The organism is Corynebacterium hesseae, from assembly GCF_037850265.1.
Lineage (GTDB): Bacteria > Actinomycetota > Actinomycetes > Mycobacteriales > Mycobacteriaceae > Corynebacterium > Corynebacterium hesseae.
The window spans coordinates 2683163-2700699 of sequence record NZ_CP137211.1; the positions used below are offsets into that span (position 1 = coordinate 2683163).

Annotated in this window: 19 protein-coding genes; 10 read left to right on the forward strand and 9 right to left on the reverse strand. The window is 60.2% G+C overall.

Annotated features, from left to right (window positions below; translation table 11 throughout):
• Positions 1-2: 2 nt before the first annotated feature.
• The gene (locus R3O64_RS12520; protein ID WP_339017042.1) at positions 3-725 is read right to left on the reverse strand and encodes a TetR/AcrR family transcriptional regulator; all 723 of its coding nucleotides are present in this window, start codon (positions 723-725) and stop codon (positions 3-5) included.
• Between the two features lie 69 nt (positions 726-794).
• On the opposite strand from R3O64_RS12520, the gene R3O64_RS12525 reads away from it, so the two are divergent.
• Positions 795-1523 (forward strand): GAP family protein, encoded by a 729-nt coding sequence (locus tag R3O64_RS12525; protein ID WP_339017565.1) that lies wholly within the window; start codon positions 795-797, stop codon positions 1521-1523.
• 176 nt (positions 1524-1699) lie between these two features.
• Here the strand turns inward: R3O64_RS12525 and R3O64_RS12530 are convergent, their stop codons facing one another.
• Positions 1700-2077, reverse strand: coding sequence for a zinc ribbon domain-containing protein YjdM (locus R3O64_RS12530; RefSeq protein ID WP_339017043.1), 378 nt, complete (start codon positions 2075-2077; stop codon positions 1700-1702).
• Between the two features lie 115 nt (positions 2078-2192).
• Here R3O64_RS12530 and R3O64_RS12535 point away from each other — a divergent pair, with 115 nt between their 5' ends.
• The gene (locus R3O64_RS12535) at positions 2193-2801 is read left to right on the forward strand and encodes a CueP family metal-binding protein (RefSeq protein WP_339017044.1); all 609 of its coding nucleotides are present in this window, start codon (positions 2193-2195) and stop codon (positions 2799-2801) included.
• Between the two features lie 416 nt (positions 2802-3217).
• Here the strand turns inward: R3O64_RS12535 and R3O64_RS12540 are convergent, their stop codons facing one another.
• Both R3O64_RS12540 and R3O64_RS12545 read right to left on the reverse strand, forming a co-directional pair.
• A complete protein-coding gene (locus R3O64_RS12540) occupies positions 3218-3931 on the reverse strand; it encodes a Fic family protein (protein ID WP_339017045.1) in 714 nt (237 codons plus the stop codon).
• A gap of 24 nt (positions 3932-3955) precedes the next feature.
• A complete protein-coding gene (locus R3O64_RS12545) occupies positions 3956-4672 on the reverse strand; it encodes a helix-turn-helix domain-containing protein (RefSeq protein ID WP_070533677.1) in 717 nt (238 codons plus the stop codon).
• A gap of 115 nt (positions 4673-4787) precedes the next feature.
• On the opposite strand from R3O64_RS12545, the gene R3O64_RS12550 reads away from it, so the two are divergent.
• Together R3O64_RS12550 and R3O64_RS12555 are read left to right on the forward strand one after the other, a co-directional pair.
• Positions 4788-7319 (forward strand): hypothetical protein, encoded by a 2532-nt coding sequence (locus R3O64_RS12550; RefSeq protein WP_339017046.1) that lies wholly within the window; start codon positions 4788-4790, stop codon positions 7317-7319.
• A gap of 29 nt (positions 7320-7348) precedes the next feature.
• A complete protein-coding gene (locus tag R3O64_RS12555) occupies positions 7349-7999 on the forward strand; it encodes an MOSC domain-containing protein (RefSeq protein WP_339017047.1) in 651 nt (216 codons plus the stop codon).
• Here the strand turns inward: R3O64_RS12555 and R3O64_RS12560 are convergent.
• Complete coding sequence (locus R3O64_RS12560; RefSeq protein WP_339017048.1) at positions 7983-9533, reverse strand: ATP-binding protein; 1551 nt, start codon at positions 9531-9533, stop codon at positions 7983-7985. The two genes, R3O64_RS12555 and R3O64_RS12560, sit on opposite strands and share 17 nt — an antisense overlap.
• Before the next feature lie 354 nt (positions 9534-9887).
• Here R3O64_RS12560 and R3O64_RS12565 point away from each other — a divergent pair, with 354 nt between their 5' ends.
• The 4 genes from R3O64_RS12565 (at position 9888) to arfB (ending at position 11686) form a co-directional block, all read left to right on the forward strand.
• On the forward strand, positions 9888-10238 hold the full coding sequence (locus R3O64_RS12565) for a Fic/DOC family N-terminal domain-containing protein (RefSeq protein WP_339017049.1): 351 nt from the start codon (positions 9888-9890) through the stop codon (positions 10236-10238).
• The gene (locus R3O64_RS12570) at positions 10238-10624 is read left to right on the forward strand and encodes a Fic family protein (protein WP_144014670.1); all 387 of its coding nucleotides are present in this window, start codon (positions 10238-10240) and stop codon (positions 10622-10624) included. Before R3O64_RS12565 ends, R3O64_RS12570 begins: the two co-directional genes overlap by 1 nt.
• Before the next feature lie 77 nt (positions 10625-10701).
• Positions 10702-11211, forward strand: coding sequence for a putative glycolipid-binding domain-containing protein (locus tag R3O64_RS12575; RefSeq protein ID WP_154736150.1), 510 nt, complete (start codon positions 10702-10704; stop codon positions 11209-11211).
• 31 nt (positions 11212-11242) lie between these two features.
• Positions 11243-11686 carry an alternative ribosome rescue aminoacyl-tRNA hydrolase ArfB gene (gene arfB / locus R3O64_RS12580; protein WP_010187974.1) on the forward strand — a complete coding sequence of 148 codons (444 nt, stop codon included), beginning with the start codon at positions 11243-11245 and terminating at the stop codon, positions 11684-11686.
• Between the two features lie 54 nt (positions 11687-11740).
• On the opposite strand, the gene R3O64_RS12585 is transcribed toward arfB, so the two are convergent.
• Positions 11741-12049: a HigA family addiction module antitoxin gene (locus tag R3O64_RS12585; protein WP_029158886.1), complete on the reverse strand. Its 309-nt coding sequence runs from the start codon at positions 12047-12049 to the stop codon at positions 11741-11743.
• A 490-nt stretch (positions 12050-12539) separates the two neighbouring features.
• On the opposite strand from R3O64_RS12585, the gene cmtR reads away from it, so the two are divergent.
• Positions 12540-12899, forward strand: coding sequence for a Cd(II)/Pb(II)-sensing metalloregulatory transcriptional regulator CmtR (gene cmtR, locus R3O64_RS12590; protein ID WP_070533668.1), 360 nt, complete (start codon positions 12540-12542; stop codon positions 12897-12899).
• Positions 12896-14788 carry a heavy metal translocating P-type ATPase gene (locus R3O64_RS12595; protein ID WP_010187976.1) on the forward strand — a complete coding sequence of 631 codons (1893 nt, stop codon included), beginning with the start codon at positions 12896-12898 and terminating at the stop codon, positions 14786-14788. Before cmtR ends, R3O64_RS12595 begins: the two co-directional genes overlap by 4 nt.
• A 154-nt stretch (positions 14789-14942) precedes the next feature.
• On the opposite strand, the gene R3O64_RS12600 is transcribed toward R3O64_RS12595, so the two are convergent.
• From R3O64_RS12600 to R3O64_RS12610, 3 genes are read right to left on the reverse strand one after another with little or no spacing between them, the layout of a single operon-like run.
• Positions 14943-15731, reverse strand: a complete 789-nt coding sequence (locus R3O64_RS12600; RefSeq protein WP_339017050.1) for a zeta toxin family protein — start codon at positions 15729-15731, stop codon at positions 14943-14945.
• A gap of 3 nt (positions 15732-15734) precedes the next feature.
• The gene (locus R3O64_RS12605) at positions 15735-15998 is read right to left on the reverse strand and encodes a hypothetical protein (protein WP_339017051.1); all 264 of its coding nucleotides are present in this window, start codon (positions 15996-15998) and stop codon (positions 15735-15737) included.
• Positions 15999-16028: 30 nt separating this feature from the next.
• Positions 16029-17438 (reverse strand): aldehyde dehydrogenase family protein, encoded by a 1410-nt coding sequence (locus R3O64_RS12610; RefSeq protein ID WP_339017052.1) that lies wholly within the window; start codon positions 17436-17438, stop codon positions 16029-16031.
• Positions 17439-17537 lie beyond the last annotated feature (99 nt).

Consider the following 17537-nt stretch of genomic DNA (forward strand, 5'->3'; position numbering starts at 1 on the left):
GTTTAGACAGTGTAGTAGCCCAGCTGGTCATTGTGGCATTTGGCCTTGGGATTTCCTTGTCCATCTGGTGGGATTTTTGCTGGGGTGGGAATGTGCTTGGCGACGCCGCGTTGAGCCCCACCTAACCCCCGCGTTCTGAAGTCAGCCTGAATGGCTGTTAATTCCGTGCGAATGATGTCGAGGGCCCACTTTGGATCGTCCTCCACGGGACGGTGCAGCAAGTGGAATGCAAGACCGTCGATCAGCGCATGCAACCGTTGCGCACTCACCTCAACTTCTTCCAACTCACGAGAATGACCAGACACCATTTCGACCAAGCGCAGTGCCACTTCATGGAGTTTCTGGTGGGCTTCATCCCGAATAGAGGCCAGCTCTGGAAGCGCTGGCACTTCGGTTGCGAGTGCGAGGTTGACCTCAAATTCAGCGCGCGAGTCCGCCTCTAATGGCAACAGCTTCCTCACAATCTCAAGCGCATACTGCTGCGGCTCATCACTGGGAGGAACGGAAAGCACCCGTTCTGTTGCGCGCTGCACCATTAGCTCAGCCGAGAACTTCATCAACTCGGCGCGGGTGGGAAACACATGCCGCAGTGAGCCAACAACGATTCCCGCCTGCTCAGCCACGTTCCTTACAGAGACGGCCGAAATGCCGCGCTCCAGAATGACCTGCCACACGGCCTCAGCGAGCTGCTTTTTTCTTTCTTCAATGTCGAGTCTTGGCGCCACAAAAGAAACTTTAGCACGACTGTGTTAAAGTCTCGTCTAACACAGTCGTGCTACTAAGAAAGGCCCGTGATGATCGCGACCATCGGCAGCCTCGTCGTCCTAGCCCTCATCGATTCGGCCAGCTTCGGCACCCTCCTGATCCCTCTCGGCTTGTTAACGGCACCTGGACGCCTGCGGATCGGTAGGCTCCTGCTCTTTCTGAGTGTTGTGGCAGGCTCTTATTTCGCACTGGGCGTGGCTTTGCTGTTTGGGGCTACGTCGCTACTTGGTTCTTATAGTCATCTGTTCGAGTCCACGAGCTTTCGGTATGTACAGCTCATCGCAGGAATTGCATTGCTGGCAATAAGCCATTTCATGGACACCGAGAAAGCTCGAGCACGCGCTGCGGAGCAAGCAGCACGTGGGGATAACCGAATATTGAGGTGGCGTTCGCAGGTCATGAGCGGAAAACCCTCTTCAAGCACCACCGGCTCGCTCATCGGATTGGCTCTCGTCGCCGTATTCCTCGAAGCCGCAACAATGCTGCCCTACCTCGCGGGCATCGGCATCATCACCGTCGAGGGTCCCGGATTCCCCAGCAATGTGCTGCTCTTGCTGGGCTATTGCTTCGTAATGATCCTTCCGGCCCTCTTACTCACTTGCATCCGAGCAGTGGCCCGCTCCGCGATCGAAAAACCGTTGATTCGCCTAAACAACTGGCTCATGAGGAACGCGCAGAGCACTACTGCTTGGATCATTGGCATCATGGGATTCATCCTCGCTGCCCAAGCCGCCTCCATTTTGTGGTTCGCCACTTAGGCACGTTGAAGCTGCGGTGATCTGTTGGCAGGGATCGGGTCCGACACGGACCTGGGCGTGGCACGAGCCACGAGCGCTTCTTTTCTCGCGTCGTCAAGGTCTTACTACCAATGAGGCCATCGCACTGACCACCTTCCGCTGATATCAGCAACGATATCGCTTTGGATATAGCCCGTCTAGACCTTCTTGACCACCGCCGGCTTCAGCGTCATGGCGCCGGAGCCATCAATCTTGCAATCGATGTTGTGGTCTTCCTGACCCGTTCCAGCATCAAAGTTCAGGCGGATGCCACGGACCTTGGTACCCGACTTCAGCGGCTGCTGCGCACCCTTGACCTTGAGGGTCTTGGTGACGGTGATTGTGTCGCCGTCGGCAAGCGCGTTGCCCACAGAATCAACGATTACTTGGGGCTCAACGAAGTCGGCGTCCGCAGTAGCTGTGGCCTCGAACTCGTGCGCGCACTCCGGGCAGACAATCAGCGGCGGCATTTCGTAGGTGTACTCGGAGGAGCATTCGGGGCAGGGCGGCAAAGTTGCGGCCGAAGTATCAGACATAGGGGAGAGTTTAGCCTGCGTGGCGCAAAAAGATGATCCTTCTCTCATTTCTTTGATTGATACCCCGGTGGGGTATAGGCTTGGGTCAACACAACCGGACCCATTCGGAAGCCTTATGAAACGCCTCATTTCTCTTGCTGCCGCCTGCGCCGCAGCCATCACCCTGTCCTCTTGCTCTACTGACAGCCCCGTCCCGAGCGAAGCCTCGAAGAGCGCCGCTGCCACCACCGAGGTCCAGCAGGTCTCCGCCGAGGAGATCCAGGCCGGGTTCGACCTCGAGGGCCTGGATGGCCAGGAAATCGTGGACAAGCTGGATCGCCAGTCCAAGGACGAGCGCAATAGCGATCTCCTCGCATCCGTGCGCCCGAACGAGCTCATCCTCGCTACTGAACAGGGTCAGGCCTCCCTGCCGCTGCCGGAGGACAAGTTCTACGTCTCCATCGCGCCGTACATGACCCAGACCCATGACTGCTTCAACCACTCCCTGACCACCTGCACTGGTGAGCTCGGCAAGGAAGACATCCATGTCACCATCACGGATGATGAAGGAAACGAGCTGGTCAACGAGGACACGACGACGTTCGACAACGGCTTCATTGGCTACTGGCTGCCCGCCGACAAAAAGGGCACCATCACCATCGAACAGGACGGCAAGACCGGCGAGGTCCCACTGGACACCTCCGAGGAGGGCGCAACCTGCATCACCACCCTGCAGATGGCCTAATCCGCTCATTCATTCACCACGGTGAATCCCACGTCCTGGGGTTCACCGTTTGTCGTTTTATGGTGTCCACGCAGTGCTTGCCGACGTCAACGGTGTTCTGGGCAAGTCCCCATACGGCCACTCCCTGAAGAAATCTCCGAGCAGGCAATTGACCACAACAAGTCCGCTGGTGTCGTCAACTCTGTTCCTTTTAGCCACGCCACCCCGTCGGCGCCGGCTTCTTGGGCGCAGGCGTTGTGGCTGCCCTGCTCGGCGCCATCGCCGCATTCCTGCAGTCTGTCGGCGTGGTCAAGGCTGACTTCTCCGCTCTGCAGAAGATGTTCCGCTAAGCACTACAGCACTATGCACTAAAGGATGCGCTGAGCATTCAGCCCCCACGTAGGCCCTCCGCTTCGGAAGCGGAGGGCCGACTGCGCTTACTGGGAGGACTCCTCTAGGCAGTCGTACAGGAAATCCATCAGCGTCGTGGCGTCATCGGATCGGAACAGTTCATCGAGGGCAAGGTTGAATTCCAGCCTTCTCGCATTAGGGATATTAAGTGCTGCGTAGCCATTGCTCATCAAGAGGCCTGACGCCACAAGCCGTGCGGTTCGCTTGTTTCCATCGAAGTAAAACTGGCTACGCGTGGCAGAGCAGAAATAGGCCAACGCTTGCTCGACTGGGTTTTCAAGCCCTTGAAGGGAGACCAGCAAATCGGCATGAGCTTCACCCAATTCATCAGCAGGGTCAAAAGGGATGAACCCGCCATCCATGAGCCGCACTCCACCGCCATCTCCCTCCACATGGCCTTCACCACGGAAAAGACCAGCGTCCAGGGCCTCGTTCCTTGCTAGCACGGCATGGAGTGCGTTACTGGTGGCTTTATCCACCGCACATTCCTCTTTGAGGACCAGCTCGTGGAGCAGGTTGAAAGCTTCTGACAAGTCCAAGATCTGTTGCTGTTCAGCAAGTGCCTTTCCGCCCACAGTGATGCCATCTAGCAGGGTTCGAACTTCCGGGAGGGTGAAAGTGTTTCCTTCCAGCGCGGCAGCGTTCCACACCAAGTCAGGAAGTTGCTTGGTTAATCGAAATAACGCACGGTCAGTCCCCAACTCCGAAACATGCGGCCGCTCATGGTGCTCCCAGCTCACTCGGCTCGTTGCCCTTCTCATCACCTATGCCCCTCCGATGTAGTTTTCTGCGCACACATCAATGGCAAGCTGATGCGGTGATACGTAGTGTATTCCGGCTTCATTAGTTGCGCCGGTGAGCTCTTCACCAGCGACAGACACGAGGGTGATTCCTCCGGATACGGGCTCAGAACTGGCACGGATCCGAGTGGGCAATGAAGACACGATGTCTGCTGGATTTGTGCACCAGATCAATGTTGATTGAGGTTCTTCTTCACCTGCGATCTGCCCCGCGACTCGTTGCGCTGCAAAAGCACCCGACATCGCCCAAGTTTGCCCACTCGCATCAACCGCTGAAGCAATCGTTATGGGATTTGACGGTAAGAAGTGGAGAGCCCCGTGGCGACCATATGGGTTGGAGGCCCACGCGGCCCGTTCCATGAGAGCCTGGTAGCTGCCACCGACGGCCGCAGCGTCACCCCACTGCACAAAGCGGTCAATCCAGGCTTTAACGTCTGGTTCTTCGCTGCTGAGCTCCCCCAGGAGAACTCGGGCGGCTGTCGCGGCGGCGGCATCGCTCATGCGGTGCACCTGTACGGAAACCTCGTATCCGAGCACGCGCATTACCTTGTCCAACCCGGCCAAACTCGGTTGAGCTGCCCCACGCAACCACAGATTGAGCGTATTTCGTGACACTCCCGAGCGCCGCGAGATTTCACTAAGGCTCAGCGGGCTTTTCTTGAGAAGTTGTAGTGCGTCCATAGCCCCACTATAGCCATCTGTCCTATCTTTAGGACACCTGTCCTGCACATAGGACAACAAGGCCGTCTACCAGCAACATGGCAACCGCACCCCGCTGTGTCCTATGATGAGGCAAATGAGCGCGGAGATTTATTCACTTCCCACAACACCTGTGGTCACTACTGACATCGTCGAGCAGGGCCCCCGGATTTCACTGCGCCGGGGCAGCAACATCCTCATGCTGGAGCTGCCCGCTACCTACCCAGAGGCAGACCTGACGGATCCGCGGTGGGTGGTCAAGTCTCATTTCATCGACCGCCCGCACTCAGTGCGCGAATTCGCCACCGAAGAGCCGCTGGAAGTCGGCATCCCTGGGCCTTTTACCCGCATCGAAGTCACCCTGCGCGATGGCGACGAGGACCTCATCGAGACCGTCACCTTTACCGGCATCACCGATGAGGCGCCGTTTATCGTCTATGACCGCACCACGCTCATCGCGCCGCAGGGCACGCTGGAGGCCGCTGAGCCCCTCGGCATCTGGGCCGGCTGGGAAGCGGGCCCGCTGCCGGATCAGGTCAGGGTGCCGCAGAGGGAGCCGGTGGACGTCGCCAAGCACGGCGATTTCGAGTGGGACTTTGACGTCGCCATCCTGCCCAACGCCCGGGGCCTCGACAACGAGCCCGTGTTCACCAAGTCGCCGCGCGTGCACCTCATCGCGGAAGGGGAGTGGCGCATCGATCTCACTTACGCGCCTCTCGGCGGCGAGCAGGAGGAGATTTCGGAGCAGACCTTCGACGCGGGCATCGCCGAGCCTTTCCCGGGTGACCTCTACGAAGACCCGTGGGTGGGCCGCTACAAGGTGTCGCTGTGGCACGACGAGCAGCTTGTCGACGTCCGCTTCATCTCCCTCGCCGAGGGCCTCCACATGCGCGCCACCAACGACGGCCCGCGCGGCATGGATTTCCGCATCATCGACGCCCTCGGTGCGCACTCAGCCTTCAGCTATACGCTTGCCTCCCCGCCAAAGAAGCCCATCGCGCTGGAGAAGGGACTACGCACCCTCGAGGACACCGAGGTCTCTCGCCGCGAGGTCGTGGCCAGTGAAGCCGGCTATGAGCTGGAATTCGACGTCTGGCCCGAGGCTTTGTTCAGCCGCGTCAAGCGCATCGGCCTAGAGCCCACCGAGCACTCCGATAAGCCAGTGATTTTCGCCGGTCAGCTCGATCAGGACGATATGTTCACCGTCCACTCCCCGCGCCCGCTCCCGCTGGCCAAGTTCGTCACCATTGACGGCCGCCAAAAGATCAAGGAGCTGGCCCGCACGTCGAAGACGACCCAAGCGGTCACCAGCCTCGCCGTGCCCAATGCCGCACTGGCCAACGCCGTGCGCAAGCAGCCAACGGCGGAGCTTTTCCTCATGTGGTCCACGCTGTCCTATGAGGACTACCTGGACTCCCTTCCGGCGGAGGAGCGCGCGGCCCACCAGGCCCGCAGCTTGGAGCGGCGCATCGTGGAGTATGAAGCGTCCGCGTCCACCAGCCTGATTTATGCGGCGCTGGCAACTATCCGCAAGTCTCCCTTCGTCAGCCGCGGCCTTCTCGATGCCGATGCCAACATCGTCATCGAACAGAACGCAGAACCGCCGGCAGAAGTAGTGGGATGGGCCTGGCCATTGGCCGAGCCCACCGTGGCGCCTACCCAGCTCACCGCAACCGAGGACGGCTTCGAACTGCCCGCAGACCTTGCTGAGCAGGGCTCATTGCTTGTCGACGTCCGCGAGCTCCGCGCCGACTCCAACCTCGCCGCCCCCGCTCGCCCCTCCAGCGCCTCCATCGTGATCACGCCGGAAGGCTCTCCCGCAGCTCTAGCCTCAAAGGATTGGACTCCGGAACAGCTGTGGGGCACCTTCCGCGCGCTCCACGTGCTCTCCCAGCGGAGCCCGAACCCGAAGCTGCAAGCGATGTTCGACAGCACCATTGATCGCCTGCGCGCCCAACCGGAGGACGCGCTCCACGCCCTGGCGCGCACTGGCGTTAGCGTGAACCAGCAGGCCCGCTCGCTCGCGCGCACGCGCTTGTTCCACTCGCCGCTGGAGCCCACCGCCGAGTCGAGCGCCGATAGCTACCTGGATCTCCTGCTCGATCCTTCCGCCAGCGAGAACGCGGAGCTGAACGCCGTGCGCGAATCCGGCGCCGATGGCCTGACCCGCCCGATGCTACTCAATGCTGCGACCATTCACAGCCCCACGCCGCCCGTCGATGACCTGATGGGGGAGGCCGGGCGCGTCGCCGCGCTACGCGAGTGCTTTGCCAACAACGGCGCACTCGATGCGCCGGGCACCATCGATCACCTGCGCAAGGACGCCACGGCTCTGGCCTCCCTGGTGCAAAACGCGGGCGTTGACATGTCCGTCAGCCACACCCTCATCGCGTTGGGCGCCTTCGCCAGTGGAAACACGGCGGATGAGCTCAATGCCGCTGCGTGGATGCCCTACATCTCTTATGCCTTCGCACTGGCGTCTCGCGCCGCGGCGAACGACATCATCATGGAAAGCCCCCTGCTCAAGGAGGACATGCCCATGCTTGCCGACGTCCTCCCTCTCGCCCCCCGCCTCTTCTTCTATGACCTCGTGACCGCCGAAGCTCTCTTCCGCGATCGCGACGTATAAGCGCGTGAGGTGTGCCACAATGAGTGAGCATGAAGGTTATCTCCACGAACGTCGCTGTCCGCCGCCCCGAGCCGCACGGGCGGCACGAGTACACGGGCATCGATAAGCAGCCGCGCCCCTTCCTGGACTTGGAGGTCCCCGGGCCCGCCTACGGTGACGGCTCCGGCGTGGTGGGGGATTCCATCGGTGACCACGCCCACCACGGCGGAGCCGAGAAAGCCGTCTACGCCTATGCCCGCGAGGAGCTTAACTACTGGGAGGGCACGCTCAACCGCGTTCTGCGTGACGGCTACTTTGGGGAGAACCTCACCACCGAGGGTATTTCCTGGCCGAATATGCTCATCAACCAGCGCATTCAGGTGGGGGAGTGCGTGCTCGAGGTCTCTATCCCGCGCCAGCCTTGCGCTACCTTCTCCGGCTGGATGGACGAGCCCGGCTGGCTTAAGTCCTTTACTGAGCGCGGCGATTGCGGCTCCTACCTGCGCATCATCGAGCCGGGCCGCATCAATCCCGGCGATGAGATCACGCTTATCGGCCGCCCCGACCATGACATCACCATGGGCATGGCCTTTGCCGCCAAGATGGGGGACAAGGAGCTAGCCCGGCGCGTCGTCGACGCCGGCTGCCTCGCCCCCGTTCACCACGATCAGCTGGTCAAGCGCCTTAGCCCTCGCGGTTAGCTAGCCATTCATAGGTTGTCGCTTGTGAGCCGCGCGTACCATCCATACGCACGAATCGTGCCTTCACCAGTGACTTCAGCGCATATCGGACCTGCGCTCGAGTAAGGTTTGTGGCTGTTTCTATTTCGCAGATAGACAGCGGTTGTGCCGCCGTACGCAGCGCCTCCGCTACGCGCGGGGCGTTAACACCCAGGCGTTCCAAGGTCACTGGTGCATCCACTCGTCGTTCCGGGCCGGTGCCTGATTCCTCCTTGCGTAGTGGCTCCCAGATACGGGCCTCTCCACGAGTGTCCGGCCGCCACATTTTCACCGTAAATTGCACGCCAGAATCTATCAGGTCAGGCTCCGGTAGTCCTTGCTCTCGCGCGGCATCCAGCATGAGCTGCACGCCGCCGCCTTCGCCCTCAATAACAAAAGAGCCATCGTCTGCTTTGAGATATCGGCACAGTCTATAGAGACGCTGGTTAATCTCCTGGCGCGCCAGATCTCTCGACTTGAGCTGTTCAACCGTCAGATCCCGTAGGCCTCCTGGACTGGAGATAACCATCTTGTCCGGTAATAGGCGGACATCAATCGATTTACCCGCACCCAACGTATTTGGCCCAAGATCACGGTGCACCAATGCATTAGCCACGGCCTCTCGAATGGCCGGAAGGGGAAGTTCAGGAACTTCCACCATTGATCCGTCCTCTCGATATCGCCGTACGGCGGCTAAACGTTGCCTTACCCATCCCATTACCGAGTTCAACAGCACCGGAACGGGCCCCTCAAAGGTCTCCAACCCCAACACTCGCCCGTGCTTCGAACCATTTGGTAGCCTTTGCGCCACCGTTACTGCTAAGGAGGGAAAATGCCCTTGGGGATAGAAACCCAGCGCATACAGGCCAGCAAGCGTCAGCTCTCCAGTCGAGGTCGTCACCGCTAGCGCCCGTAAGACGTCCTCATCTTGAGTAAGTCCCGATAGTCGCCGATTCTTTTTCCGCGCCTGAACCAAGAAATCTTGCACCACGTCGCTATCTAGGTCTGCAAGGCTCGTGCCTTCCACAATCGTCGTGTCATAGGACACTGCCTCTTCGGCATGCAGCTTTGCCACGTCCATCATGCGCAGCTCCGAGGCACTCATACGGTAGTCCCCATCAGCCATTCGAAGATACGCTTCTCCCCTGTAGATAGCAGGCTTATCAATGATCGGAAGACCCGTAACCTCCGCAATCACGACATGCGTGCCATCTATTGCCACACTGTCGGTATGCACTGTGACTGGGGGAGTGATGGCATGACGAGCTTGCGAGGCCAGAGCAGCCTCCATCTCCGAAGGATTCTCAATGCCAGTGACAATGAAGCCTTCTTTCTCATTGACACCGAGAATGATAAGACCGCCACTCGGCATGTTTGCGAACGCGCACAATGTCTGCGGTAGAGAGTCCGGAATGCCCCCTTGAGCGGTTTTGACCTCGACTGTTGTTGAATCACCGCCGCGCAACTCAAGCTCAGCCAATAGCTCTCTCAGCTGATTCTCGGACCAATTGTTCACGATGAATACCCGCCCTCAATGTTAACAATGACGGCTCAATGCTAACTTCATTCCTCTTCAATGACAAGAGTTCTCATTGATCTTCCCATTGAGGTGTCATTGACATTCTCATTGAGGCCAAATTATGGCCCTGAAACCCCGTATGTTTAAGCTTTATCTAGCGCATAAACCGCAATGAGTGGTTGGATAAGAGTTATCCAACCACTCATTTGCTGTCTGACGAATGGATAGCCTCTACAAGCCTCACTACGTTACCGAGAGCTGGATCCCCGAATCAGGCTCCGGCATTCCCCGGCGCGATAAGGCCGGAGGCCCTTTTTAGGTCTATGTCCCTGACCATTTTGTAAGTAAGGCATGGAGTTTTCCCCAGAGCTCACCAGCCGGTCAGCACGTATCGAGCGAGAGATCTTGGATCTCAACCGTCATGCTGCTTCTGGCCAGTTGGAGTCTGTGGCCCGCTTACTCATGCGTTCTGAGGCGATTTCTTCCTCACGCATTGAAGGTATTGCGCCCAACGTCGACAAGGTTGTCCTCGCGGAACTCGCCCAAAAGGAGGAAGTCCGCGGCTTTAAGGAAGTCCGCGGCTTTAAGGAAAGCGCGGAAGAGGTTGCGCGTAACCTCACCGTTCTGTGTTCCATTGAGAAGAGCTTTGCCACCGAACCAACATCTCCATCGGCCTTCTTGAAAAGCTCCAAAGAGAGTTGATGGGGGAGAAGGGCTCTATCCCCACTGGTCTCCGCACTATTCAAAACTGGATTGGTGGAAGTAACCACACACTCTTTGGGGCCGAGTTCATCCCAGCGCCCCCACGTCTAGTCCATGACCTCGTAGACGACTTATGTCTTTACCTCGATGGCGCTTCGCACGGTGCTCTCATCCAGGCCGCGATTGCTCACGCTCAATTCGAAACGATTCACCCATTTGCAGATGGCAACGGCCGTGTGGGCCGTGCTCTCATTCATGGGATTCTTCTGCGTCGCGGACTTACTGAATACACCATTCTGCCGGTATGCCTCGTCCTCGGTACGTGGTCCAAATCGAAAGCTACCTGCCTTTTCGCACCATCAAGCGTGGGAAAATCCTCACCATGAAGCGCACGTATAAGTGGGAGCATGTCGAGATTCCCCTCATCCGGAACTAGGCCGCAGTTCATTTTTTAAGAGCCGGTTTGACCGCTTCCGGAGTGCAATACGGCGATGGATACGAGGCCACGTGGGAGCTGCGCGCCGCGGAGAACTGGGTGACTGAACGTGTGTCGGTGAACGTTGAAGGCGACGGATGGGGGCGAAGCCTCGAGCTGTTTAGGTCCGAGCAAGGCGTGTGGTCGGCGGAAACCAATGAAGAGGGCGCCCAGCTTGAAGATCTGCCCTCCCCCGGTATCGTCCAGTCAGCCGACCTGAAAGCCGCACTCGATTGCGCTCTCGGTCTGTGCCCTCTCACCAACACAATGCCTATTCGTCGCTTGACGCTACTTGAGACTCAGGTTCCGAAAACGCAGCTGATCATGGCTTGGATTGATATACCGTCCCTCCAGGTGATCGCATCAGACCAGTACTACAGCTCCGTCGATTCTGAAACTGTCCGATACAAAAGCGGAACACGGGGAGCCGACGTCGAGTTGGAGGTCGACGGTGACGGCGTGGTCGTACACTACCCTGATCTCGCACGGCGGGTCTGATCCGGAAACAACTCTAACTAAGCTGGGCGGTATGAACGACCTGACCATCGCGCCTGGCCCAGGGATCCCCGGGGGTCTGGTCATCGTCGCCGCCGACCTGACGGAGCGGTTCGCGAAGTCGTCGGGACCAGGCGGCCAAGGCGTCAATACTACGGACAGCAAAGTGCAGCTTTCCGTCGATATCGCTACGTGCTCATCGCTTTCCGACGCCCAGCGTCGCCGCGTCCTCCACAACCACGAGCACCGCCTAGACGGCACCGTCCTTACCGTTACCGCATCGACCCAGCGATTGCAGGTACGCAACCGCGCCGAGGCACGCGAACGCATGGCCGCCCTCTTGCGCGAGGCGCTCGCTCCGCCTCCTCCCCCGCGGCGCAGGACCAAGCCGACGCGGAGCTCGGTGCGACGCCGTCTCGAAGCGAAAAAGCGGCGCTCGGAACTCAAGTCCACGCGACGGCGGCCCCAAATTCCCTAGTTCGAACCATCCGCATGCATATCCTCACGCTGACGGACCTGGTTCGGGTAACCGCTACGCTGAGACAGCTTGGACCGGTTGAATCCGCTCGATTTCCGAGAGGATCTTGTCTTCCGCCACGTCCAAGTCATATTGAGCCTGTAACCCGAGCCAGAACTGGGGGCTCATCTCGAAAAACTTCGCTAGACGAAGGGCCGTGTCAGCGGTTACAGCGCGCTTACCGTGAACAATTTCGTTGATCCGGCGGGGCGGAACGCCGATGGAGACGGCGAGCTTGTGCTGGGTGATCCCCATTCCTTTGAGGAAGTCCTCCATGAGGATCTCACCGGGGTGAACCGGAGGGAGCTTGTCAGTGGTAGTCAACGATCTCAACCTCCTCTGGCCCCGCCGATCACCTTTCAACGCCTCGAGCCGGTTTCCCCGGGGAATCCGCTCTCGATTCCACAGACGCTCAGTGTCCTTGTCAGCGAACGACTGGATCATGCTTCACCTTATCCCCCATAACGCGAAGCGTCAATAACGCTACGCGTTAAATTTGAACTCCACGGTATGTAGTTGCAAAGTTACTTTCTCGTTAGCCTGCAACAATCAGAAAACTGTAATTACGTCAGCACACAGAGAACATATGGGCGCATGGAAACACGTAAAGGTTGTGCGGGATGGCGTGGACGTCAACGTGAAGATTCTGGAGAACCTCGCCGCGCACGTCGCTCCCGCGTTGGGTGGCAGCCGAACCACAAAGGATCAGTCATCTGCTATCCCATCGACTAATTCCTGCAGATCGCAGGACCTTCGCGCAACCGTCAGTTCAGTGCATTTTGAATAGTTCAGCGCACGTTGTATTGTTCAGTACATGCTGACTATTGCTTCACGCCTCGACGTCATGAACCGGCTCGGCCGGGCCATGGCTGATCCGACGCGTTCCCGAATCCTGATGACCCTACTCGACGGTCCGGGCTACCCGGCCGAGATTTCGCAAAGCTTGGATCTGACGCGCTCGAACGTCTCGAACCACCTGTCCTGCCTACGCGATTGCGGCATCATCGTCGCTGAGCCGGAGGGCCGTAAGACCCGCTACGAGATTGCCGATCCGCACCTCGCGGCGGCGCTCGAAGCGCTGGTCAACGCGACGCTGGCCGTCGACGAGAATGCCCCCTGCATCGACACTGAGTGCTCGGTGCCCGGCTGCGGCGAGAAAGGAACGGACGCATGAGTTCAGCATGTGGATGCGAACACGAACCCGCCACGGAGATCGAAGAGCTCGATCGGCCATGGTGGAAAGACCCCGAGCTACTGCTACCGATCTTCTCCGGTGTAGCCCTCATTACAGGACTGGCGCTGGACTGGTCCGACTTGGAGACGCCCGCAACGGTACTGTATTGGCTTGGCCTGCTGCTGGGCGCTTATACGTTCGCACCTGGAGCGATCCGGAACCTTGTCACGAAGCGCAAGCTCGGCATTGGCTTGCTTATGACGATCAGCGCGGTCGGCGCGGTGATCCTTGGTTTCGTCGGAGAGGCCGCGGCGCTGGCGTTCCTGTACTCGATCGCCGAGGCGCTTGAAGACAAGGCGATGGACCGGGCCCAAGGCGGACTGCGGGCACTGTTGAAACTGGTACCGCAAACCGCGACCGTGCTGCGCGACGGTACGACGGCCGAGGTCGCTGCGAAGGACCTTGAGGCTGGCGAGCTGATGCTCGTGCGCCCCGGGGAGCGGATCGCCACGGACGGCATCATTCGGTCCGGACGCTCCAGCCTTGACACCTCAGCGATCACCGGAGAATCCATTCCGGAGGAGGTCGCACCCGGCGACGAGGTACCCGCGGGAGCGATCAACTCCGCCGGTGTGCTGGAGGTCGAGACGACCGCAGCTGGAACGGACAACTCGCTGACCACACTCGTCGATCTCGTCGAGAAGGCGCAGGCGGAGAAGGGTGACCGCGCCCGGATCGCCGACCGGATTGCCCGACCCCTAGTGCCCGGGGTGATGATCCTGGCGGTGCTGGTCGGTGTGATTGGCTCGCTGCTGGGCGACCCCGAGACGTGGATCACCCGTGCGCTGGTGGTCCTGGTCGCAGCGTCGCCGTGCGCGCTGGCAATCTCCGTGCCGCTGACGGTCGTGGCCGCGATCGGCGCGGCCAGCCAGTTCGGAGTAGTCATCAAGTCCGGCGCGGCGTTCGAGCGACTCGGCGGCATCCGTCACCTAGCGGTAGACAAGACCGGAACCCTTACTCGCAACCAGCCCGAGGTTACCGGAGTGGTCCCGGCAGACGGATTCGATCGGGCGCAGGTGCTTTCCTTCGCGGCGGCGGTTGAGCAGCAATCGACGCACCCCCTCGCCGCGGCGATCGTGGCAGCGGAGCCCGAAGCGCCCACCGCCTTGGATATCAGCGAGGAAGCCGGTCATGGCATCGGCGGCACCGTCGAAGGCCGACGGGTGCTGGTCGGCAGCCCCCGATGGATCGACGCCGGGCCACTGAAGGCGGACGTTGAGCGTATGGAGTCCGAAGGCCAGACCTGCGTCCTAGTCACCGTCGATGACGCTCTCGCCGGGGCGATCGGGGTGCGCGACGAGTTGCGGCCCGAGGTGCCCGATGCCGTGCAATCCCTGCACGACAACGACGTGGAAGTGAGCATGCTCACCGGCGATAACACTCGCACCGCCCGGGCGCTGGCTGAAATCGCTGGAATCGACGACGTGCGCGCCGAGCTGCGACCGGAGGACAAGGCAAGCATCGTCGCCGAACTCTCCTCCAAGACGCCGACGGCGATGATCGGCGACGGCATCAACGACGCGCCGGCACTGGCGGGCGCAACGGTGGGCATTGCGATGGGAGCGACCGGCTCTGACGCCGCGATCGAGTCCGCTGACGTCGCCTTCACTGGCCACGACCTCCGGCTGATCCCGCAGGCGCTGCAGCACGCCCGCCGAGGCAGCAGGATCATCAACCAAAACATCGTGCTGTCTCTGGCCATCATCATCGTGTTGATGCCACTGGCGATCAGCGGTGTACTGGGCTTGGCCGCCGTCGTCTTGGTACACGAAGTCGCCGAAGTCATCGTGATCTTGAACGGCCTGCGGGCTGCACGAGCGAAACGCTGAGGCTGTGATCAGCAAGTCTTATAAGGGTTAAACCACGCGCCGAGCGCACACACACGTTGGACCAGGCGAGTCATTCGAGTTCACCACCTGGTCCTTCTCGGTGCGTGCAGGCACGGGAACTGTGGGTGAACCTAATAGTTCCACGGGCACAGTCTTAAAGCGTGCGGATACGCTCTGCGTCCGCTACGAGGTTGTGCGTGAGCTTTTCTGCTTCAAGGCCACTCAAGTCGCAGCTGTCGAAGCGGGCCAGCCAGTCAGCACGAATGGCGGGGGAGTCGAACCAGGTTGCGCGCTCAACCTCAATATCCTCGATACCGCTCAAGGTACGGCCGTCGCGGCTGCGGATCTCGAGGTCGTCGACAAGCGGGGCAATCGCTTGAAGCCCTGGGACGATGGCCTTAAAGCCCGACGTGTGGGAAACCTCGTTAGTCCAGCGCGGGTAGCGGCTCACGCGCTTCGCCTCCAGGTAGCGCTGGACGACGCCCAGCCTAGAGACCTCCTGCGCCACCGCCAGGCCCACGACCTTCACGCGGAAACCCGCGGAGCGAAACTTGGCTATCTCGCCCGCGATGAACTCCGGGTTAGACAGCGTGTTTTCAATGATGAGCGAGTGCCCATGCTGCCGGCCATACTCAATCAGCGAGGACATCCAATAGGGCACCGGCCCATTGGTGAGCACGTCCATGCGCAGGGGGCCGCGCTCCATGATCTCGTCGAGGGCTGGATGCAATTTACGTATCTCATCGGAGTCAAGGACCGCGTGGCCATTTTTCACGGATTCAATGGCCGTTGATTTGCCTGACGCTGGCTGCCCCGCCACATAAATGACTTCTGGAACAGACGGACTGTGAACATTCGACCGGCCAAAGTAGCTGGCTTGCAGAGTCTTTAGCCGTTGCTCCATAACCTGCGGGTCAACGGGGAAATCAGCAGCGGACAGCATAGGTTATGCCGCTTTGTGCTCGGTGGAGAGGGCTTCAAGCCGCTGTGCAAAGAGAGCCGCAGCGGCCCGGATGGCTTCGATGTCGGTTGAATCAACACCACTGACTATGTCCTCTACCAGCCAATTCTGACGAATCCACCATTGTGATTCAACATCGTTGCCTGCTTCAGCAGCCCTAGTGAGGTAGGCGGCTTTCAGCGAGGACGCAACCTCCTTCATGGCGTCGAAGGCTGCGTACTCGATCTCCGGGACTTTGGCGGTGCTCATGGCGCTAAGAATAGCAGCGCCAGGCCGGTTTTAACCGTTGATGATCTGCGGGTAAGCCAAGCCCTTGAGGCCCTCGGTACCGAACTCCACGCCATAGCCGGAGGACTTGATACCACCGAAAGGCACGCGCGGATCCACGGCACCGTGGGCGTTGATCCAGGTGGTACCGGCCTCCAAACGGGAGGCCACCTCGAGGGCGCGCTCGCGATTGGAGGACCACACGGAGGAGCCCAGGCCCACGTCGAGTTTGTTGGCCTGCTCGATGGCCCAATCCAGATCCGTGTACTTCACGATCGGCAGCGCAGGACCGAACTGCTCCTCCACGACCAGCGCGCTATCCGGGTCGATGTCCGCCACCAGGGTGGTGGGGTAGAAGTAGCCCGGCGCGTCATAGTCCGGGTCACCGCCCAGCAGAACGCGGGCGCCGGAATCCTTGGCGGCATTGACGAGCTTGTCCACGATGTCGAACTGCTGCTTATTCTGCAGCGGGCCGAGCACGTTTTCTTCCTCTAGGCCCACGCCCATCGGGGAAGCCTTGGCCACCTCGACGAGGGCTTCGCAGACGGCGTCGTATAGCGACTCCGGCACGTACACGCGCTTCATCGCCGCACAGGTCTGGCCGGTGTTGATGAATGCACCCCAGAAGAGATCGCCGGCGATCTCCTTCGGGTCAGCGTCATCCAGTACGATGCCTGCGTCATTGCCGCCGAGCTCCAGCGTGAGGCGGGTGAGGTTGTCGGCGCTGGCCTCCACGATCTTCTTGCCGGTGGCGGTGGAACCGGTGAACATGATCTTGTCGACGCCCTCGTGGGTCGTCAGCGCCGCACCAACCTCACCGGCACCGCTGACGACCTGGAGAACACCCTCCGGCAGCACGGAGTTGACGACCTCGAGCAGACCCAGCACGGACAGCGGGGTGTACTCGGAGGGCTTGACGACGACCGCGTTGCCCATACGCAGCGCCGGCGCAATCTGCCAGATGGTGATCATCATCGGCCAGTTCCACGGGCCAATTGCACCGACGACGCCGAGCGGGCGGTAGTTGACGGTGGCGGTGATGTCATCATCCACGGCGGTGTAGTTGGGGTGCTCGAAGGAGGCGGTGGCATTCAGCCAACCGGAGCACGCACCGACCTCGAAGCGGGCGTTCGGGCCGTTGAGCGGCTTGCCCTGCTCGCGGGAGAGAAGCTCAACGAGTGCCTCTGCATTGGCGTCGATGGCGGCGGCGGCCTTGGTGAGAAGCTCGCAACGTTCTTCGTCGCTAAGCTTGGCAAAGTCCTTCTGCGCTGCGCGTGCGGTCTCAACTGCAGCGTTGAGGTCCTCAACGGTGTTCTCTGGGGCGCGGCCAACAACCTCACCGGTAGCGGGGTTGAGGATATCGCGTCCGTTCTCGTCCGTGATGGCGTTGAGCAGATCAGCGTAAGTAGCGAACTGAGTCATGAGATCTCCTTGTGAAGAAGTCGAGGGCCCCGCGAACAAAGCCCGAAGAAACTTTTATTCGGCATGTTACCTGCACCACACGATGCCGCTTGACTCTGC